The following is a 21,305-nucleotide window of genomic DNA, read 5'->3' as shown; positions in this document are numbered from 1 at the left end:
AGGAATCCCCGTCCTTTAGGTCGGGGAGGATGTCAAGAGCAGCATTTAATGGTCAGCCAGGAAAATTGAAACCTGCCGAAAATAAAAAGCCCCAAGCCGAGTCCTGGGGCAATAATACTTGCCATTACTTTATTTTTCTTCTTATCAAGTCTAAAAACGAATTATTTCTTTATGCAACGTGGTTTAGATTTTTTTGTGGTTTTGGATGGAGGCGTGATTCTGCCGCATCCAGATCAGGTACTGCCGCTGAGGGGAGTACATCCGCCTGTTCAATCTGTTTGTTAATGCCGAGATTCTGGTTGGCCTGTTCGGTTTTTGCCCTGGTTGCCGCCGCACGCTGACCCTTGGCAGGTGCCCACTCCAGAATTGGTAAGGCACGCGCTACAGCCAGGGTCACACGGTCTGACAGTTGCTCACTTTTTACCGTGTATTCAGGTGTAAAGTCCCGATCGGTGGCATATACGCCTATCGGTAGGGTCTGTGCCTGAAAAAAGCTAAATAGCGGACGTAGCTGATGCTCCAGCACCAGTGCATGCCGATCACTACCACCTGAAGCCGCCAGCAATACAGGAACATCGACTAAAGCAGTCTGTTCAACAAAGTCGAAGAAATGTTTAAATAAACCAGTGAATGATGCACGGTAAACGGGTGTGCCCACAATCAGGGCATCTGCCGCCTCAACTGCGGCAAGGTCATCCTGTACACGCTGTGGTAGTTGGTTACGGTAAATGGCGCCACCCAATAAAGGACCAATTTCACTGAGTTTAATGAAATGCACCTTAATGCTGATTGCTTCTGAAAGTTCATCAAGGATGGCCTGAATTAAACTTTCAGTTTTAGAGGGACTATTTAGCCCGCCTGAAACGGCAACAATGTTGAGGGGAGTGGCGATTGTCTGGTGATTTGGCATGGTTGGGCCTGGGCAGTTTTCCTGAATTGCCCCTATTTATCTACCTGAATATGCTGGCTGTAAAATAAGGAAATGCTGCAAGCTTATCTTTTTTATCGATATATCTAAAAATAATGATAGGCTTGAATTTAGTTGGTTTTAATTGCATGTTTCTATTCAATATTTCTTTAAGGGCTTTATTCTTGAATAAATAGGATATGGATTATATAAATATTCGATTTATTTTGCTGGAAAAGGAAATAAATCAGGTCTTGTGCTTGACCTGCGGTTTATTTAAAAATAGGCTAGGATAGATTGAATTTGAATAAACACAGTACATTGACGTACTTACAGATTGCGTAAAGCACTTATGAATATTTTAATTGTAGATGATCATCCCTTATTTAGACATGCGTTGATTCAAGCGGTTCGTTATAGCCTGCCACAGGCACAGATTCAGGAAACTGCTGATGTTGACGAATTCTATGCGCGTCTGGAACATGGGGCGGAACCCGATCTGGTGTTGCTGGACCTGAATCTACCAGGTGCCTCTGGATTTTCTGCACTGGTGTATGTACGAGCACAGTATCCAGCGATTCCGATCATTATTGTTTCTGCCCATGAGGAAGTGTCGATTATCCAGCGGGCAATTGCACACGGAGCAATGGGATACATTCCAAAATCCTCACACCCAAGCCATATTGGCGAGGCCATTAAGCAGGTGCTGGAGGGTGAGATCTGGCTGCCACCGAATTTACCGACTCATGCAGGATTTGACCCAAGGGCTGCGGACGAAACCGCACTGGCAGAGCGTTTACAGTCACTGACGCCGCAGCAGTTCCGCGTATTAATGATGGTGGCTGAGGGGTTGCTAAATAAACAGATTGCCTATGACCTGGAAGTTTCCGAGGCAACCATCAAGGCGCATGTAACCGCCATTTTCCGTAAACTTGGCGTACAAAACCGTACTCAGGCAGTGTTGGCAATCAGTGCCTTAAATATCGAAGACAAAAAGATGTAGTCTTGTAGCTGGGAACTGAAAGACTTTTCCGATTCTTCTAAAATAAAAAACCAGTTCAAAATGAACTGGTTTTTTTATGATCAATCTGGGTTCTGGATAGAACCGCAATTCAATCTTAGAAACGGAACTTCGCGTTTACGCCAACAGTTTGCGTATCTAAGTCAGCATTTACTGCATTTGCATTTACGTAGCTTGCACCAACAGCAACCGCTGGAGTGATGAAGTAGTTTACGTTCGCGCCCCAAGCAGATTTGATTGGAGAGAATTTGTCACTTGCTGGGTTAGAGCTTGCACTTACTTCTGCATAAGAAGCACCAACGCTTAACTTAGGCGTTAGGTAAAGGTCAGACTTTAATTCATATGCAGTTGTATCGCCATAAACAAGACCAGCTTCAAAGCCTACAGCCATGTTTGTACCGTCGATGTTACCTACATATTTAGTACGTGCAGTAATTGCATCTTGGTCTTCGCCAATCACTAATGGTTGAGCGACTGATTTTACGATACCGCTTGAAAGTACGCTGTTTGCATCTAAAGCAAATTGGTCAGCAATGTTTGTATAACCAACAGCAACTAAGAAGTTAGGAGTAAGCATAGTACCAACTTCTAATGCGAAGCGGTCACCATTGTCTTTTTCGCCGTCAACTTTAGATTTAGTGTGGCTATAAGATGCGCTTGTATATACCGGTAGGTATGGTGTAGGGATGTAAGCTTCACCTTTTGCGCCATATGATTGAGTTTCAGAAGTTACAACTTCATCACCATCATGTTTAGTATAGCTGTAAGCAGCAGAAACATTAGATGCGTGGTTTAAGAACGCAGCTTCAGCTAAAGGACCTTTAGAAGCGTCTACATCTTTGAAGTAGTAAGTTGCTTGTCCAGCACCAGTAAAGTTTTTGTCATTTACAGTTGTATCTAAAAATTCAGATTGACCTTGAACTTCAACTTGATAAGCGTTAGCACCGGTCATGGCTAATAATAAAGCAGTGGCTAAACCGAGTTTTTTCATAATAATTTCCAGCTTTAACAGTGATTGAGTTAAATTGGGGTCATTGTATTGTAACAAAGTATGATGTCAATGTCATAAATCCAAGCCTCCGACGAAGGGTGAAACACTGACCACATTTTGTTTAAAAAACAAACAAAAGCAAAGTTTGTTGTCAACGCTAAATAAAAGTTATAATTAACAAATAGATATAATTGTTTATAGCTAAGGCGGAAGATCATTTTTAAGTGCTGTATGAGATTTGTTTGATTGGTTAATTCGATTGTATCAATCGTTTTTTACATTCAACTTGTGCTGGCTTGTGTCATAATTTTGCCATTAAAAGTGTGGTTTAAACATATTTTTTTAATAATTTTGCGATGAACTATACAAAAAATAGCGAATAATTTTTGATGAAATCATGATCAATTTAAAAATGAGAAAGAAATGATTTAAAGGTTAAATCTGATTTACCGATTAGTTTTTTAAATGCAATTTGTTTAATCGGTTTTACATTGTGAGGTATAGTTCACATAATGTGAAGCAAGAGATAGGTAATTTGCATTTTACGATCTCGGAACATTTTCTTTGTGTATTTGTAGTTTACTAGCTCAGCTTTCCCCAAGGTTGAGCTTTTTTTTGTCTGTTCTTTTCCTATTATAGATGAGATAACAATACAGAGCGAATAATACAAAAGGTTTATAGTAATCAAATCTATACTCGACTTCTGCTTTTCTTATGCCAAAAATACTAAAACATCTTGGCCTTTGCGCATCTGTAATGATTGGACTGACGTTGCTAGGTTGCCAAAATTTGCAGGCCCCAACTCAAAGCGCCGTGTCAAAAAAACACGACCAAACCGAGATCGCTTCTTTATTCCAACATGCTCAAACTGTTGGCGTATTTGTTACATATGATGGGCAAACACTTCAAGAATATGGCAATGCGCTGAGTCGATCGAATACAGCTTATATTCCAGCCTCAACTTTCAAGATGTTAAATGCTCTGATTGGGATACAGCATCACAAAAGTTCGCCAAACGAAGTGTTTAAATGGGATGGCAAAAAGCGTGCTTTTGCGAGCTGGGAAAAAGATTTAACCTTAGCTGAGGCGATGCAGGCATCGGCAGTGCCTGTTTATCAAGAATTGGCTCGACGTATTGGTTTAGAGCTGATGGCGAACGAAGTGAAGCGAGTGGGCTTTGGCAATGCTGAGATCGGAACGCAAGTCGATGATTTTTGGTTGGTTGGTCCACTGAAGATTACCCCCGTTGAAGAAGTCAAATTTGCTTATGCTTTGGCTCATAAGCAGCTTACATTTGATCAATCTGTGCAGGAACAAGTGAAACAGATGGTTTTGGTTGATGAAGTTAAAGGAACCAAAATTTATGCCAAAAGTGGTTGGGGTATGGATGTAACGCCCCAAGTAGGTTGGTGGACAGGCTGGATTGAGCAACCGAATGGGCAGGTGATTGCATTTTCTTTAAATATGCAAATAAATAATTCTAAGCAGGGCGATGCGCGTAAAGCGATTGTTTATCAGGCATTACAACAATTGAAATTGTTAGAGACGCAATAAAATCTTTTTCTTAAAAAAAAGCCCAACTTTAACGAAAAAGTTGGGCTTGGAAATAGGATGTTTATATTTGGGGGAGAAAACATCCTAGAGGGTTAAAAGTACAGATTCAGATATTGCTTGGCTTGATTAAATTATGTGCGGACAAGCCTGATTTGTGAAATTGATAATTTTTATCTTTAGAATCTATTTATTCAATAGTCTTGCTGCTAGGTGATTTGATCAATGATATTGAGAAAATTGAAAAAGTTGCTGTGGTTGAGAAAACACAGGTAAAATCATTTTTTGTTTAAAAATACATCGGAATGGCTTTTTTGAAAAAGACAAGGTGGGTTAATGGGGCGTAACTTAAGGCGCGTTAAATTACGTTCAGAACAAATCAGCCTTCGACTTTTTGTTTGCATGGCGATTATTATTTTATCCATTCTATATATTTCTATTCCTTTAATTCTTAACAGTTTTCAAGAATATAATAAAACAAATCAGGTTTTGAGTGAAATCACCAGTTTACGTGCATTAGTCCAAACAGCGAATAAGATTTCCAGAGAGCGCGGACCTGCAAATAAGGTTATGTCAAGTACATCAGAAGAAATAGTAAAAAATAAACAGGAATTGGCAGAGTTTAGATTAGTCGTTGATGAGCAGATTAATGAAACAGTATCTATTTTAAATCAAGCAGGTTTTAATTCAGTAGCAACACAGCTCCAAACTGATTTGAAAGTAAAATTAGAGCATGCGCGTAAAATCGTTGATGCTTATGCGGAAATACCACAGTCTCAACGAACATCACCGCAACTAGATCATGCCATTTTAACAATGTTTAGTGTTTGGGATAACAGTCGTGAGCTTCTTAATGAGTTGATGGCGCAGTCGAAAAGTAAAGACAGTAAGATGTCGAACTATTTTATTTCAATATTGATTCTAACGGATATGCGTGATCAGGCAGGACGAGTTGCATCGAATGTTATGGCACCGATTACTTTTTCTGAAAAAATTTCTGATATAAACCGTGCAAGGACTTTGCAAACAGAGCATCAGGCTAGATATCTTTGGTCCTTGGTTGATGTCATTCAACCGCAATATATGAAAACTTCAGATTACATTCGATTACACCAACGTGTAAGAACGGAGTTCTTAGAGCAAGGATTACCTATCATCCGTAGATTATTGGATGAAAGTCAAAATAATCAAACGTATTTTTTAACAGGGACGCAACTGACAGAGCAAATTGTTGATAAATACACCACCGTCATCGATCTACAAAAGTATATTTTGGATTACAGTGTGCTTATCGCAACACAACAGAATAAAAATGCCAAACAACAGTATTTTTTACACTATCTATTTCAAGCTTATCTTTATTAATTGCTTTATTTACGATGATCTATACCAAGAGAAAGGTGTTTAGCCCTTTGATTAAAGCACGTGAGATGATTTTGGGTTTATCGGATACGATGCATGAGCCACCTTCTCGTCAGAAATCAAAACATGAGTTTTATACCTTGTTTGAAGCGATTAATAAATTAAAAGTCATGCTTAAACAGCGTGATTTGATGGAGTCGCAACTCAAGCAAATTGCAAATACCGACACGCTTACGGGTGTATCAAATCGATTGGCATTAGAAGAATATATTAATGATTTGACTGCTAAGCCGAATGCGCTATCTCAGACATGTGTGTTTGCAATCGATATTGATCATTTTAAGTATGTAAATGATCAATACGGGCATCTGGTTGGCGATGAGGTGATCGGAATGGTTGCTAATCAACTCAAGCAACATGTGCGTGCTTCTGATCTTATCGTGCGTTATGGCGGTGATGAGTTCTTGGTCGTGATCGAGAGTATTCAAATGGAGGAAGCGAAAGCGATTGCGGAAAGTATTCGCTTAGGGATTGCTACGCAAAATATCGTTGTTACAAGTCTGGGGAAGGCGATTCAGGTTTCTGTCAGTATTGGAGTGGCTATTGGTGCAGAGAGTTGGTTAGAGCTTTTGGAAAAAGCAGATCAATCGTTGTTAAAAGCGAAAGCCAGAGGTAAGAATGTAGTGGTATAATTATTATCGATTGATTATTTTTCTAAATTTTGTAATTAAATCATAACATTCGACTTGATTTAATTCACGGCGATGATACTCGATATACTTTTCGTCTTGAAGTTCTGATGTGCCGAAAACATAAGCTATGTGTGCTTGATGCTTTAGTGTAGTCATCAATGAAATAGCGTAAGGTGAAATTAATTCACTTTTATGTGCTTGGTGTGATTTTAAAGAATAAGTATCACCTGCATTATAAATTGTCTCACTATCTATAAAAAGAAAACTAAGAGTTTCTTGATCTTTAATAATTGATTGATTGCCATTATAGCTTGTTTGATACACGGAGCATCGGAGACCTTTATTTTCCTTGGAATATTCGAAAATAGTATTTTTTAATGATCCGTATAAAATATAACTTTCAAGATCGAAAAGATGAGTGTGAATTGTGAAAGACTCCTGAGATAAAAGATTTTTATCCCAAAAATGTAATCTTATATCGCTACTAGCTCCTGTAGAAATTCTACAGCAGTAAAATCCCAAAGGATGTGTCGTAATTTTTAGTCTATTATCTAAAATAAACTGAAAAAGTTGCTCTGCATCAATATCTGTTTTGTGATTTATTTTGAAATTCATGAATATGGATCTGAAGGAGAATTAACTTTACATGCTATAGAATTATAATCTATAGCTAATTTTTGTGTATCAAAGTTAAAATAATTTTTGATTAATAACTCGATACAACATTTTCTAAGATTCTGATCTAATTCTATATTTGTTTCATTAGATAAATCAATTTTTTGGCTATGTTTTGAAATAACTCGAATATCTTCTAGATATGAATCATAAAAATAAGACCCTTTCGATGCAGATAACGCACTCGCCATAGGGTCTTCTTTAGTAACAACAGCTACTTCATCTGAAATATCAAACCTAAAAGATGAAAAAGTATCAAGATAAAACAATCTAACATCTAATAGTGGCTCACATTTGGAATATTTGAGAGCACTAATAGTAGACGCTAGGATTTCTTCTTGAACAATTTTTTGTGTCCACTGTTGTTTTGAGCCAGATTTTAAGCCACTACGGTAGATAGCATAATCTTTACAAAGTCTTTCATTTAATGGATTGAGAAGGTATATATCAATTGTACGTCCTAAACTATCTTCTCGAGCATATTTAGCCAATATTGGTAATGTCATTGCTCTAGTAAAGCGCCCACATGTACCTTTATAAATCCATTTTTTGGTTGAAAATGTATTTTGTTTAAGTAGTTGATTTATCTCTTTAGGCTCAATCACAGATATGGTTGACTTAAGATGTTTTTTAGGTGTGATAAACCAGATGAAATAACTAATAATGATAGTAATAAGAAAAGAAGCTATTAAAGTGTCTAATAGAATTCCTATAAATTTAGCTAAAGTTATTTTTTCATTTTCATCTATGAATGGTAATAAAAAGAAACGAAACAAAGTATATGTACAAAGACAAAGTATCACCATAACTATGAATGTTCGATGGTGATACTTTTTTAAAAAAATTTCTTCCATGTTAAATCTATATTTAAAAGATGTTCTTACTATATCAATAACATCGGCTTTAAGAAATGCCCCGTATGTGAAATCTCAACCTCAGCGACTTGCTCAGGTGTACCTTCGGCAATGATCTGACCACCACCAGAACCACCTTCAGGCCCTAAATCAATCACCCAGTCAGCCGTCTTGATCACATCCAGATTATGTTCAATCACCACAATGGTATTGCCCTTGTTGCGAAGCTCATGCAGGATATCCAGCAACTTGGCAATATCATGGAAATGCAGGCCAGTGGTCGGTTCATCCAGAATATACAGGGTTTTACCTGTATCACGTTTTGCCAGTTCACGCGCCAGTTTTACCCTTTGTGCTTCACCGCCTGAAAGTGTGGTTGCTGCCTGACCCAAACGAATATAGCCTAAGCCCACCTGCATCAATGTTTCCAGACGACGATGAATCACGGGAATCGCGCTAAAGAACTCTGCCGCATCCTCGACTGTCATTTCCAAAACATCGGAAATGTTTTTGCCTTTATAACCCACTTCCAGTGTTTCGCGGTTATAACGCTTGCCATGACAGGCATCACAAGGCACATACATATCAGGCAGGAAGTGCATCGCCACCTTGATCATGCCATCGCCTTCACAGGCTTCACAACGTCCGCCTTTCACGTTAAATGAGAAACGGCCTGCGCTATAGCCCCGTGCCTTGGCTTCAGGGGTTTGCGCAAACAATTCACGAATCGGGGTGAATAAACCTGTATAGGTGGCTGGGTTGGAACGTGGGGTACGCCCAATCGGGCTTTGATCAATATCAACCACTTTATCCAGATGCTGCAAGCCATCAATCGAATCAAATTTTTCCGCAGTGAGTGTGGTTGCGCCATTCAGTTGCGTGGCAGCCAAAGGCAACAGGGTACGGTTAATCAGCGTTGATTTACCAGAACCAGAAACGCCTGTTACACAGGTCATAATACCTAATGGAATGGTCAGATCGACATTTTGCAGGTTATGGCCACTAGCGCCAGACAGCTTGATCACCTCATTTGGGCGTGGCGATGGGGTACGTTGTTTTGGCACTTCAATTTTTAATTTGCCTGATAAATACTGACCTGTGAGGGAGTCGGCATGGTTGGCCAGTTCCTCATACGTTCCTTCGGCAATGATGGCACCACCATGAATCCCCGCACCTGGGCCAATATCAATGATATGGTCAGCTGCACGGATCGCATCTTCATCATGCTCGACCACCAGTACGGTATTGCCCAGATCACGCAGGCGAATCAGGGTTTGTAACAGGCGATCATTATCACGTTGATGCAAACCAATGGACGGTTCATCAAGCACATACATCACGCCCATTAAACCCGCACCAATCTGTGAGGCGAGACGAATACGCTGCGCCTCACCACCTGACAGGGTTTCGGCGGAACGCGCCAAACTCAAATAATTCAGGCCAACACTAACCAGAAAGTGTAAACGCTCACGAATCTCCTTAAAGATTTTATCGGCGATTTCACCTTTGGCACCCTCAAGATTCAGGTCCTGATAGTAGTTTTCTGCATCGCCAATTGACATCTTGGTGATTTGTGCAATGGTTTTATCCTTGACCCGAACATGACGTGAGATTTCATTCAGACGTGAACCACCACAGGCATCACAGGCGGCATTGGAAAGATATTGCGCCAGATCATCACGAACGTAGTTTGACTCGGTTTCACGGTAACGACGTTCCAGATGTGGCAGGATTCCTTCAAACGGTTGCACACGGTTGTGCTTACGACCACGTTCATCAATATAACTCAGGTCGATTTTCTCTTTGCCTGTGCCTTGCAGGAATTTTTTCTGGGTGTCCTTATCCAGCTTATTCCACTGCTCATCCAGACTAATGCCAAAGTGATCAGCGACTTTTTGCAGCATGGTGTAGTAATAAGGACGTTGTCTGTCCCAACCACGAATTGCACCCTGACTGATGGAAAGCTCAGTGTTTGGAATCAGCTTTTCTGCACTGAAATGACTACGCGTCCCTAAACCATCACAGACAGGGCAGGCACCAAATGGATTGTTGAATGAGAACAAACGTGGTTCAAGTTCAGCCACCGCACGGTCACACTCAGGACAGGAGTGCTTTGCAGAGAAAACCCGTTCAGGATGTTCGCCATTCATCCACGATAAAACCGCAATATCACCGCCTAAACGTAGAGCAGTTTCAAAGGATTCTGCAATACGATTGCCAAGGTCATCCCGTACCTTAAAGCGGTCCACCACCACTTCAATGGTATGTTTTTTCTTTTTGTCCAGTTCAGGCGGGCTATCAATATCAATGATTTCACCATCAACACGGGCACGAACAAAGCCTTGTCCCTGTAACTGTTCAAATAGCTGGCTATATTCACCCTTACGCTCACGTACCACAGGTGCAAGCAGCATCAGTGCCGTGCTTTCGGGCAGTGCCTTGACTGCATCAACCATTTCGGAAATGGTCTGCGCCACCATTGGCAGGTCATGTTCAGGACAGTATGGCGTACCGACACGTGCATACAGCAAGCGCAGATAGTCATAGATTTCGGTAATGGTTCCCACCGTTGAACGTGGGTTGTGGCTGGTCGACTTTTGCTCAATCGCAATCGCAGGAGACAAGCCCTCAATTGAATCGACCTCAGGTTTTTCCATTTGTGACAGGAACTGGCGTGCGTAGGCTGAAAGCGACTCAACATAGCGGCGCTGACCTTCGGCATACAGGGTATCGAACGCCAGTGATGATTTACCTGAGCCAGAAAGTCCCGTAATCACCACAAATTTGTCCCGTGGTATATCGAGTGACACATTCTTTAAGTTATGGGTACGTGCGCCTCGAATACGGATATGACTTTGACTCATAAATACATCTCGAAATTGTGCGAATAAAACGTGTATATAATAGCGATTTAAAACTGTTCAAGCTGTAACAAAACGATTTTAAACGTCAGATTGTGTCGGATTAATGATTTCAAATATGTTTTTAACATGAAATTCTTATCTGGCCCAAAGGCTTATCGCTGAGATTTACAGACCATTTATTCAAAAATAAATTCCAAAAATTGAGGGCATCATGTCAAAAAAACTGCAAGTTTCTATTATTGCGATTGTTCTACTGATTTTCGCTTTTGTATATACATCTCCCTATCTGGCAATTTACCAAATCCGTCAGGCATTGAAGAATGAAGACAGTGCAGCACTGGCAGCCTATGTTGATTTTCCCAGTGTTCGACAGGGAATCAAGGATCAGTTGAATACCGAACTCGTAAAGAAATTTCCAGAACATGCACAGGCATCGGAGGGTGGCTTTGCCGCTTTCGGTGCCTTACTGGCGTCTTCGATGGTGGATAAAATGGTGGATGTGATGGTCAGTCCGCAAGGAGTTGCCATGCTTTTACAGGGAAAAAAGCTAAAAGAAAGTTTGCCATTTCAAACCCAGCCTGAACAATCCGAACAACAGCAAACACAGGCAGGAGCGCAAGCAAAGGAAAAGCTGTCTTATCGAGGTAAATATCAGGCATTTAATCGTTTTGTGGTCCAGATTCAATATCCGTATCCAAAACCTCCTGTTACAGTCACAATGCAGCGACAAGGCTTAAGCTGGAAAGTCACACAAATCGTATTGCCGATTGAGCAATTGAAATAGATCAGTGCTGCATTTAAATCCATTGTATAAGCGGTAGAACAAGGAACAAATAAAATGTTGGGAACAATTTTAATTGCGTTGATTGCTATATTGCATGTTTATATTTTAGTGCTGGAAATGTTTTTATGGGATAAACCCTACGGTTTAAAGGCTTTCGGCAATACATTAGAGAAAGCTCAACTGACCAAGGTTCTGGCACAAAATCAGGGCCTGTATAATGGCTTTCTGGCAGCAGGTTTGTTCTGGTCATTACTGGCACCCACAGCTTGTGCAGTTGCAATCGCCAACTTCTTTTTAGGCTGTGTGCTGGTTGCAGGCATTTATGGCGGGCTGACCGCCAGTAAAAAGATTATTTATATTCAGGCTGTACCTGCATTGATCACCTTAATTGTTGTCAATCTTTTTTGATAAGGCTCAACAATAAAAGTATTTATTCAACTTTATTTATGCTTTAATGCATTCAGTTTGAGATGAGCCTCATACAGTATATCGGACAATACGATATACGACTAAGCCCCGAATAGGGGCTTTTTTTACGTCTATATCAATTGTTTTAGGCGTGGTCCAACCCCAACCACTCTCTTTGCTGATAAGCACTGTCCCAGAAGAGCCATTCCAGTTTTGCACCCATGCTATAGGCTGCATGCATTTTTGCCAAAGTATCCGCATCACAGCGTGCGGCCACTTTATCAACGGTTGCAATCACATTGCGTACGGCTGCATGAAACTCTTCACCTGAATAGGTATCCACCCATGCCTGATAGGGATTATTTTCCACAGACTGGCTGACAATATCGTGGCCAACCTCTGCATAAATCCAGAAACAAGGTAACAGGGCGGCTAAAACCACAGGGTAGCTTTCCGACCAGGCCGTTGCAGTCAGGAACGATGTGTAATGATGACAGGCAAGGGTTAAAGGCGTGCTTTCAAACTCAGTTTTAGTGATGCCAAATGCCTGCATGAAATCCTTATGTAGGCTGCGCTCCACAATAATCGCAATTTTGGCGGCCTCGGAAAACTGGATCACGTCATCTGCGTCAAAGGCCTTTGCTGCCGCAACAGCCAGTGCGCGGCCATAAGCCAGTAAGTAATGTGCATCCTGAATGACATAATGGCAAAACGCCTTACTGTCTAGTGTGCCAGCGGCAAGCTCCTGATTAAAAGGTAGTGCCAATATTTTTTGATATAAATCGAGATTACGTTGCCAAACCTCTTGGGAAAACGTCATGAACTGAGCCTATGCGAGTGTTATTCCATCAATGATTTTCAAACTATAGCAGAATCTTGACGGGCATTTGTTTTGAATCCCTTGGGAGATTTAAGCCTATTTTCAGTTGAACCAGATAAATTCAAAAACGCTGTGGAATTTTCTGCCAGATTTTTTCATCATCTCCTTACAACCTTTGTAGGCGAATGACTTATAATTCGCTGAGTCAGTTACAGTGTCTTATCAACAATGAATGCTTTAGAACGCCGTTCAACCTTTGCCCTAAGTAGCATTTTTGCCTTACGCATGTTGGGCCTGTTCATGATTATTCCTGTGTTTTCAGTGGCAGGACAATCCTATCAATATGCAACGCCAGCCCTGATTGGCTTGGCTGTCGGGGTGTATGGCCTAACCCAGGCAATCCTGCAGATTCCATTCAGCCTGTTGGCCGACCGCTTTAGCCGAAAATCCCTGGTTGTTTTGGGCCTGTTGCTGTTTGCATTGGGCGGGGCCATTGCTGGCTTCTCTGACACCATTTATGGGGTGATTATTGGGCGTGCCATCGCAGGCGCGGGTGCGGTGTCAGCGGTGGTGATGGCATTGCTGGCGGATGTCACCCGTGAGGAGCAGCGAACCAAGGCAATGGCTGCGATGGGCATGAGCATTGGATTGTCCTTTGTAGTGGCATTCAGTCTGGGACCGTGGTTGACCAGCATTGTGGGAATTTCAGGATTATTTTTTGTCACCACGCTGATGGGACTGGCGGCAATCCTGATGTTGTTATTGGTTCCGAAAGTGACCCGACATCATCGAAACTTTCAGCAGGGCTATCTGAATCAACTGAGGCAGGTGATGCAGATGGGAGACCTGAACCGTTTGCATGTATCGGTTTTTGCCCTGCACCTGTTGTTAACAGCCATGTTTATCTATGTGCCATCACAGTTGATTGAATATGCGCAGATTCCACTTGCCAAACATGGTCTGGTCTATTTGCCACTATTGGTGATTAGCCTGTTTTTTGCCTTTCCAAGCATCATCATTGCGGAAAAATACCGCAAGATGCGAGGCATTTTCCTGTCTGCAATTGCGGGGATTATTGGTGGTTTGCTGATCCTGATCTTCGGTTATGAATCCAAATATGTACTGCTGGCTGGGCTGGGCATTTTCTTTATTGCGTTCAACGTGATGGAAGCCCTGTTGCCCTCATGGCTGTCGAAGGCGGCACCCATCCAGTCTAAGGCCACCGCAATGGGGATAAACGCCAGCAGCCAGTTTCTGGGCGCATTCTTTGGCGGTACGCTGGGTGGACAGCTTTTGATGTTACAGAATACTGCGCTCGGGTGGAGTGTGCTGGCGGGGATTGCTATACTATGGCTGCTGATTAGTTTTGGGCTGGCGCAGCCAAGATATTTATCCTCGATTGTATTGCCCCTGCCTCAGGGGGTACAAACAGATGAATGGACTTCAAAACTATTGGCAATTCGTGGTATTGAAGAAGTGGTGGTGATGCCCGAACAGCAGGTTGCCTATATTAAGGTCGATAAACAGTGTATTGATGATGCTGGGCGACAAGATTTAACGCACTTGTTGGGCAAAGAGGTAGCCATTTAAGCATAACTCTTATAAAGTAAAACACAGAAATACATAGGATGAAGACAGCTAATGCGTGGTGTGAATAAAGTTATTTTAGTCGGTACTTTAGGTAAAGATCCAGAAACTAAAACCTTTCCAAATGGTGGATCATTAACCCAGTTTTCGATTGCAACCAGTGAGTCGTGGGTAGATAAGAATTCAGGTGAGCGTAAGGAACAAACGGAATGGCACCGCATTGTGCTGCCCAACCGTTTGGGTGAGATTGCACAACAATACCTGCGTAAAGGCTCAAAAGTCTATATTGAAGGTTCATTGCGCACACGCCAGTGGACGGACCAGAATGGTCAGGAGCGCTACAGCACCGAAATCCGTGGTGACCAAATGCAGATGCTAGATTCACGTCAGCAAGGTGAACAGGGGGTTGCGGGTGGCAATGACTTCAACCAGCCACGATTTAACAACAATAACAATCAGGGTGGCGTTTACCAGGATACGGGCTTTAACAATAACCAGAATGGTTATGGTCAAGGCGGTGGCTTTGCTGGTGGAAACCAGGGCAACTATGCAGGTAGCCCACAGGCGGGCAATGGCTTTAATACACCAAAAGCAGCACCACAACCTGCGGCGGCTGCCCCTGCGGATTTAGATGATGATTTACCATTTTAGATCATCGTAGAACCCTCAAGAAAAGGCATAAAATTAAATTTTATGCCTTTTTTATTTTCATTAGCTTCTTCTTTTCCAGGAGATTGTCTCATTCATATTTGACTTCGGTTCTCACAAACATACCTTGTTCTGTACATAGGACCATGTGTTGTATTTCCATAGCTATAAGCCTGAACTTGCAAGGCGTAAAATCAAACCCAAAACCAGAACTTCTAAATGAATAGGAGTACAGAGATGAAAAAGATTATTGGTATCTATGAAAATAAGTACATGCATTGGGTGGGTGATGGCTTCCCAGTCTACAACCTGTTTTCCTATGATCGCCTAGGGCAAAGCATCAGTCCTTTCCTGTTGCTGGATTATGCGGCGCCTTACGGTTTTGCCCCAACAACTGAGCATCATGGAGAGCTATTAACTAGGATAAATCAGCTATTTATATAAGAAAGCCCATCACTCTGTTTGACTGATGGGCTCTCGCTATAAGGTTCTCTATTGATTTTTTTAATATTTGGTCACTTATTCTTGTACAGTTTATTATGTCACTCTGTTCTCATTATTGTTTAATCAGAATAGCGCTAAAATTATGCTTTGCAAAGGCCTGTATAGTGCAAAAATGGATATATAAAGGACGATCTGTATGTTTTTGTGGGTTTTGATCTAATAAAGTTTTATTTTTCATCTATTTAGCGTGTAAAATCAATTTTTGTCAAAATGTAAATGTAACCGACAAATAATTGGTCGACAAAATTCTGGCCTAAATGCTGAATCTGGTATTTTTTAATACGGCGTTTGAGCCGATGATCAGTCATAATCAAGAAAAATCATCAACTGATGGGACATAATTTTGGATATTGCAATTATTGGCAGTGGAATGGCAGGGCTTGCTGCCGCCAGAATCCTACAGGATGCTGGACATCAGGTGACTATCTTTGAGGCCCTCTCTGGTCGAGGCATGGATAGTCACAGTATTGATTTTGAAGGAGGCCTGATTGACGCGCCATTACGGGTGATGAATCCGAAGCTTTGGAAAAACACGCTCAGTCTGGCAACCTATTTAGGCATAGAAACCTTTCCAGTACGAACCTTTATGGCCTGTAGCTGGCTGTTTGAAGATAAAACCGATACATGGTTGACCACCTCGCGTAGCCGTATTGGCAATTTTCCGATTATCAACAACCGCAAGGGCATCCAGCAGTATGGCTGGCGTTTGGTCAAGGGCATGCTGCAACTCAAGACCGCCATCACCCAGTTCTTTAAGTCGGACAATCAGGACATTACCCTGGCTGAGTTCATGAATCAGTACCATATTGAGGAAGTGTTCTGGCACGGCACGGTAATGCCAGTGCTTTATACAATTTGCACCTGTCATCCAAAAACGATTGGTGAATGGCCTGCCAAACCTTTACTGGAATTTATTCGCCAGCTCACTGAGGGTGAGGCACTGTTGCGTATGAAAGGGGGCACACCTGCATTGGTGGATCGCCTAATCGCGGGAATCAGCATTTATAGTGGTTCGGCGGTTCAGAAAGTTGAAGAGCAGGGAGACAAGGTAAGGGTTGAAAATACGCTGGGCGAAAGCCAGTTATTTGACCGTGTGGTGATTGCCACCCCAACGCCTGCCATTGAGGGTTTCCTCAAGCAGCCACAATTTGCTGAAGATATTGCCCTGTTAAAACAGTTTAGGTTTGAACAGGGGGATTTGGTGATTCACACTGACCCGATTGTCATGCCTCAGCGCCGTAAGGATTGGGCAGTACTCAGTTATATGATGGACCGAAAGTTTACACGCCAGCAATTTACGGTATGGATTAATTCCATCGAACCCAGTCTGGTCGGTAAGAATGCGGTTTTCCAGACCTGGTGTCCTGTGATTGAGATTGATCCCAAGAAAATTATTTCCAAAGTGAAACTGACCCGTGCGGTGGTGGATTCGGAAACCGTGGCATTGAACAAAAAAATTCAGCAACAACACCTACAGTTGAACCGTAAGGTGTTTTACTGTGGTTCATGGTCATGTGATGGCCTGCCAATTTTAGAGTCCGCCGTGACCTCTGCCATGCATATTGCCCAAATCCTGGGTGCGCCATTGCCTTTTGTTGGGCTTAAACCCAAAGTCAAGGTGGCACCTGAACTCGGGTACTAAACATGGCGACTTTTAGACAGGCATTCATCGAAAAAGTCATTGGGCATAAATATGCAATTGATGCCAAACGGCTGGGTGATGATACATTGCTTGCCTGGAGCAATCTGGGGTATTGGCAAGGTCAACAGCATAACTATCCACTGGCATGTCAAAACCTAGCTGATCAGATCGCGGCATCTGTTCAGCTCAAGTCGACAGATCGTGTTTTAGACCTTGGTTGTGGGCAAGGTGCCAGTTTATTGCACTGGCTTAATCATTATCATATTGAACAATTGAGTGCAGTTGAATTACAGAAAGATTGCATTCAACGAATTCAAAAGGAATTGCCACAGGTGCAAAGCATCTGTGGTTCTTTTTTGAATTTAAGGCCGCTGCACTTTTTAAATTTATTTGATGTGGCCGTATGTGTTGATGCTGCGTATCACAGTGAATTGAATTTATTTCTGGATTCAGTTTCTTTTGTTTTGAATTCAAAAGGGCGAATTGCCTTTCATTATTTGATGTGGTCGGATGATTGGCAACATTGTTCCTATCTACACAAACAGCAATATTGCTATCTGTTAAAAGGTGCTGATGTGAGATGGCAGCATTTGATGGACGAGCAGCAGCTTTCTCAAATACTGGTAAAGCGTGGTTTTAAGGACATTGTCATTCAGGATTTTTCAGAGCCAGTTTTGAAAGGTTTTGCCCAATATATTGATACACGGTCACCAAGACCAAGGAACAAGGCTTTTGATTTTGCCCAACTCAAAATAGCAATGACGGCCAAGTTGTGCCAAAAACTCTATCAAGATGGTCTGGTGCGTTATGTTCAGGTGAGTGCAGTTAAAAACTAGGTAATAAAAAAGGCTTAAACCTTAAAAGTTTAAGCCTTTCTTGAATTTAATGGTGCCGACACACGGATTCGAACTGTGGACCTACTGATTACAAGTCAGTTGCTCTACCAACTGAGCTATGCCGGCAACGTGGCGTGAATTTTACATAATCTGGTTAAAAAAACAAGCGAAAAAATAAACAAATGAATTTGATAGTTTAATGGCTTTTAATTGATCAAAATCTATGGGATGAATAAAGGAATTGAACGTTTCGCCATCTCTAATGCACCACGTTCTTCAATTTTTTTTGCGCAGGCAAGAACATCTTTACCTTTGATTTGGTCAATCGGCATATCACCTAATGCAGGGAAAAGGTCTTTTTCAAATACAGACAAATCACGTAGGTAAGTTGTTTCTTTAATAACGGCTTTTCGATCTTCCATCCATTCCATGGCAAGTGATTTGAAAAGAGTACTTTCATCCATTTGCTGTAAGCGTTGGGTTTTTACGGCATTTGGGTCGATATTATTGTAAAGCTGAATACGTGCTTCATCACGAGCACGGCGAGCTTGAGCAAGGGATATTTCTGGATAGCTTCCAATGGTTAAAGTGCTTTCACGACCATTGAACCGATATTTTAAACGCCAGAATCTTCCACCCGATGGAGTGACCTCTAAATACAGTCCTTTTTCATCTGAATAACGTTTTTTCTTATCAAGTGGTTTTATCTTTCTAACTTGAGCATCCGTCAGCATTTTGAGCGATATCCGTACAGATTGGGGGACGATTATTTACATCTAATTCTTGTCCCCCAATTATCCCCCACAATATGGGGGATTGCAACGGATGAGGTCGGATTCTGTGCGGCAATAAAAAAAGCCTAAACCCTTTGGATTTAAGCTTTTCAGACATCGTCGGATGTCGTCTGAAATAATCTTGGCGGTGAGAGAGGGATTCGAACCCTCGATACGCGCAAACGTATACACACTTTCCAGGCGTGCTCCTTCAGCCACTCGGACACCTCACCAAGGTGTGCGATAGTAACCAAAAAAAAGCGAGCTGCCAAGTTGTTACAGCATAGATTTGCAGAAAAACTTTTTGGCTAGTGATAATATTGCGCTATAACGCTCTATATTGAAGACAATATATGCAAAGTACCGCAAAAAAAGCCGCATTGCCTGCGATGACGCTGGCAGCCTTAGGGGTCGTATTTGGAGACATTGGAACTAGTCCTTTGTACGCTTTGAAAGAATCCTTCCATGCTGCACATGGCCTAGGAATTCAACCTGAAAATGTATTAGGAATCTTGTCGATTATTTTTTGGTGTTTAATGCTGATTATTAGTATTAAATACATCGCGATTGTTATGCGTGCGGATAACAATGGTGAAGGTGGAATCATGGCTCTACTTGCTTTGAATCTACGCAAAGCAAAAATATCCGATAGTAAGAAGATTTATTTAATTGCGATTGGTTTTGTTGGGGCATCGCTATTTTTTGGTGACGGTATTATTACGCCTGCAATCTCAGTACTTTCCGCTGTTGAAGGTCTATCAATTGCAACCAATGTACTTGATCCGTTTATTGTGCCAATTGCAATCGTGATTGTAACGACATTATTTTTAATGCAAAAACATGGAACCGCGTTTGTTGGTAAATTTTTTGGGCCAATTACGCTACTCTGGTTTTTGTCATTGGGGATCTTGGGTGTCATTAGCGTCGTGCAAACACCAATCGTACTCGGTATGGTTAGTCCTCATTGGGCAATTCAGTTTATTTTCACTCATCCTGTACAAGCATTTTTTATTATGGGTGCTGTTGTTCTGACGGTCACAGGTGGTGAAGCCTTATATGCAGATATGGGGCATTTTGGACCGCGTCCAATTCGTTTCGGTTGGTTTAGTGTCGTTTTGCCTTGCCTTGTATTAAATTATGCTGGACAAGGTGCGCTGTTACTTCGCAATCCTGCGGCGATTGAAAATCCATTCTATTTACTAGTCCCAAGTTGGGCTTTGTACCCAATGATTATCTTGGCAACGATGGCAGCTGTGATTGCATCACAGGCCGTTATTTCTGGGGTTTTCTCTTTAGCTCGTCAAGCAATCCAATTGGGTTATTTACCACGTTTAGGCATTAAACATACTTCTGATTCTGAAGAAGGACAAATTTATGTGCCATTTCTGAATTGGTTATTGCTGATCTCGATTGTCATCTTAATTTTAATTTTTAAAACCAGCTCAAACCTTGCAAGTGCTTATGGCTTGGCTGTGACCTTAACCATGTTATGTGACACAATTTTGGTTGCTGTATTCATATACTATGCATGGAAATGGAGCTTACCAAAAGTGATGCTGTTGATTATTCCATTCTTCATTTTGGAATCCGTACTGGTCGCAGCAGCATCATTAAAAATGTTCTCAGGTGGTTGGGTACCGTTATTGATCGGTGCAGTCGCGGTTATGATCCTGATGACGTGGAAACGTGGGCGTGAGCTTACTTTTGCTAAGCTTGAACACGACACCCTATCACTCGATTTATTTGTGAAAAGTATTGGGGACAATGTTCATCGGGTACCTGGCGATGCAGTCTTTTTAACTGGAACGCCTAATGTTGTTCCGCATGCGATGCTACATAATATTAAGCACAATAAAGTACTACATGAGCGTAATATTTTAGTCACGGTTGTGATTGAAGATGTCCCATTTGTTCCTCAAGAGGAGCGAATTAGTGTTGAAACGTTGAATGAACATTTCTATCGCATCAAAATTTTCTACGGTTTTAAAGATGAACCTAATGTGCCAAAAGCCTTGATTCAAGCTTACGAAGAATTAGGCTTTGAATACGATTTGATGCAAATTAGCTTCTTTATTTCACGCGACCGCATTGTGCATACGGTGGGGGATGGCATGTCGCCGTGGCGTGAGAAGCTGTTTATTTCAATGCAGCGTAATACCAGTCCTGTGAGTGACTTCTACCAGATTCCGACCAACCGTGTGGTGGAGCTGGGCAGTCAAATCGAAATCTAGTGAAAATACAAATAAAAATGGCACTTTCGAGTGCCTTTTTTATTGCCTGCTGATCAAGTGAACAGTTTTGCGACATAAAATGTCGTTCTAAGCGGTAGCGCGATATACAGCATGTCCCTGAATTGTTAAGCTTCGCGTTCATGTTGATCTTGATG

Annotated in this window: 15 protein-coding genes, 2 tRNA genes and 3 pseudogenes; 11 read left to right on the top strand and 9 right to left on the bottom strand. The window is 41.7% G+C overall.

Going from position 1 to position 21,305, the window contains the following annotated elements; genetic code table 11:
• Positions 1-169 precede the first annotated feature (169 nt).
• Positions 170-910: an FMN reductase gene (gene msuE / locus F988_RS13050; protein WP_004683512.1), complete on the bottom strand. Its 741-nt coding sequence runs from the start codon at positions 908-910 to the stop codon at positions 170-172.
• 349 nt (positions 911-1,259) lie between these two features.
• Between msuE and F988_RS13045 the strand changes: the two genes are divergently transcribed.
• Entirely contained in the window at positions 1,260-1,910 is a 651-nt protein-coding gene (locus F988_RS13045; RefSeq protein ID WP_004678977.1) for a response regulator, read from the top strand.
• A gap of 115 nt (positions 1,911-2,025) precedes the next feature.
• Here F988_RS13045 and omp33-36 read toward each other — a convergent pair whose 3' ends face one another.
• On the bottom strand, positions 2,026-2,922 hold the full coding sequence (omp33-36, locus tag F988_RS13040; protein WP_262450922.1) for a porin Omp33-36: 897 nt from the start codon (positions 2,920-2,922) through the stop codon (positions 2,026-2,028).
• A gap of 711 nt (positions 2,923-3,633) precedes the next feature.
• Here omp33-36 and F988_RS13035 point away from each other — a divergent pair.
• Together F988_RS13035 and F988_RS13030 are read left to right on the top strand one after the other, a co-directional pair.
• The gene (locus F988_RS13035; RefSeq protein WP_004683508.1) at positions 3,634-4,473 is read left to right on the top strand and encodes a class D beta-lactamase OXA-279; all 840 of its coding nucleotides are present in this window, start codon (positions 3,634-3,636) and stop codon (positions 4,471-4,473) included.
• A 333-nt stretch (positions 4,474-4,806) separates the two neighbouring features.
• A pseudogene (locus F988_RS13030) lies at positions 4,807-6,524 on the top strand (GGDEF domain-containing protein).
• Between the two features lie 3 nt (positions 6,525-6,527).
• Here F988_RS13030 and F988_RS13025 read toward each other — a convergent pair.
• Genes F988_RS13025 through uvrA form a run of 3 tightly spaced genes read right to left on the bottom strand, consistent with a single transcriptional unit; the run spans position 6,528 to position 10,917 of the window.
• On the bottom strand, positions 6,528-7,139 hold the full coding sequence (locus F988_RS13025; RefSeq protein WP_004683502.1) for a hypothetical protein: 612 nt from the start codon (positions 7,137-7,139) through the stop codon (positions 6,528-6,530).
• Positions 7,136-8,053 carry a hypothetical protein gene (locus F988_RS13020; RefSeq protein WP_004683501.1) on the bottom strand — a complete coding sequence of 306 codons (918 nt, stop codon included), beginning with the start codon at positions 8,051-8,053 and terminating at the stop codon, positions 7,136-7,138. The genes F988_RS13025 and F988_RS13020 overlap by 4 nt, the downstream gene beginning before the upstream one ends.
• A 29-nt stretch (positions 8,054-8,082) precedes the next feature.
• A complete protein-coding gene (gene uvrA, locus F988_RS13015; protein WP_004683499.1) occupies positions 8,083-10,917 on the bottom strand; it encodes an excinuclease ABC subunit UvrA in 2,835 nt (944 codons plus the stop codon).
• A gap of 211 nt (positions 10,918-11,128) precedes the next feature.
• Here uvrA and F988_RS13010 point away from each other — a divergent pair, with 211 nt between their 5' ends.
• Positions 11,129-11,701, top strand: a complete 573-nt coding sequence (locus tag F988_RS13010; RefSeq protein WP_004683497.1) for a DUF2939 domain-containing protein — start codon at positions 11,129-11,131, stop codon at positions 11,699-11,701.
• Between the two features lie 54 nt (positions 11,702-11,755).
• The gene (locus F988_RS13005; protein WP_004678971.1) at positions 11,756-12,109 is read left to right on the top strand and encodes a DUF1304 domain-containing protein; all 354 of its coding nucleotides are present in this window, start codon (positions 11,756-11,758) and stop codon (positions 12,107-12,109) included.
• Positions 12,110-12,254: 145 nt separating this feature from the next.
• Here F988_RS13005 and tenA read toward each other — a convergent pair whose 3' ends face one another.
• Entirely contained in the window at positions 12,255-12,929 is a 675-nt protein-coding gene (tenA, locus tag F988_RS13000; protein WP_004683496.1) for a thiaminase II, read from the bottom strand.
• Between the two features lie 228 nt (positions 12,930-13,157).
• Between tenA and F988_RS12995 the strand changes: the two genes are divergently transcribed.
• The 5 genes and pseudogenes from F988_RS12995 (at position 13,158) to F988_RS12975 (ending at position 18,146) form a co-directional block, all read left to right on the top strand.
• The gene (locus F988_RS12995; protein ID WP_004683495.1) at positions 13,158-14,519 is read left to right on the top strand and encodes an MFS transporter; all 1,362 of its coding nucleotides are present in this window, start codon (positions 13,158-13,160) and stop codon (positions 14,517-14,519) included.
• Between the two features lie 51 nt (positions 14,520-14,570).
• Positions 14,571-15,167 carry a single-stranded DNA-binding protein gene (ssb, locus tag F988_RS12990; protein WP_004683493.1) on the top strand — a complete coding sequence of 199 codons (597 nt, stop codon included), beginning with the start codon at positions 14,571-14,573 and terminating at the stop codon, positions 15,165-15,167.
• 234 nt (positions 15,168-15,401) lie between these two features.
• Positions 15,402-15,572 (top strand): annotated as a pseudogene (locus F988_RS12985) (hypothetical protein); the annotation flags it as partial.
• Positions 15,573-16,011: 439 nt separating this feature from the next.
• Positions 16,012-17,310, top strand: a complete 1,299-nt coding sequence (locus tag F988_RS12980) for an FAD-dependent oxidoreductase (RefSeq protein ID WP_004683492.1) — start codon at positions 16,012-16,014, stop codon at positions 17,308-17,310.
• A gap of 2 nt (positions 17,311-17,312) precedes the next feature.
• The gene (locus F988_RS12975; protein WP_004683490.1) at positions 17,313-18,146 is read left to right on the top strand and encodes an SAM-dependent methyltransferase; all 834 of its coding nucleotides are present in this window, start codon (positions 17,313-17,315) and stop codon (positions 18,144-18,146) included.
• 50 nt (positions 18,147-18,196) lie between these two features.
• Here the strand turns inward: F988_RS12975 and F988_RS12970 are convergent.
• From F988_RS12970 to F988_RS12960, 3 genes and pseudogenes are all read right to left on the bottom strand, one after another.
• Positions 18,197-18,272, bottom strand: a tRNA-Thr gene (locus tag F988_RS12970).
• A gap of 107 nt (positions 18,273-18,379) precedes the next feature.
• A pseudogene (locus F988_RS12965) lies at positions 18,380-18,880 on the bottom strand (tyrosine-type recombinase/integrase); the annotation flags it as partial.
• 182 nt (positions 18,881-19,062) lie between these two features.
• A tRNA-Ser gene (locus F988_RS12960) sits at positions 19,063-19,152 on the bottom strand.
• Positions 19,153-19,272: 120 nt separating this feature from the next.
• Between F988_RS12960 and F988_RS12955 the strand changes: the two genes are divergently transcribed.
• Entirely contained in the window at positions 19,273-21,150 is a 1,878-nt protein-coding gene (locus tag F988_RS12955; protein WP_004683487.1) for a potassium transporter Kup, read from the top strand.
• The last annotated feature ends 155 nt before the right edge of the window (positions 21,151-21,305 follow it).

The sequence above is a fragment of the Acinetobacter parvus DSM 16617 = CIP 108168 genome (assembly GCF_000368025.1).
Classification (GTDB): Bacteria; Pseudomonadota; Gammaproteobacteria; order Pseudomonadales; family Moraxellaceae; genus Acinetobacter; species Acinetobacter parvus.
Note: the sequence above shows the minus strand (reverse complement) of the source record. Positions and strands in the feature narration are given on the sequence as shown.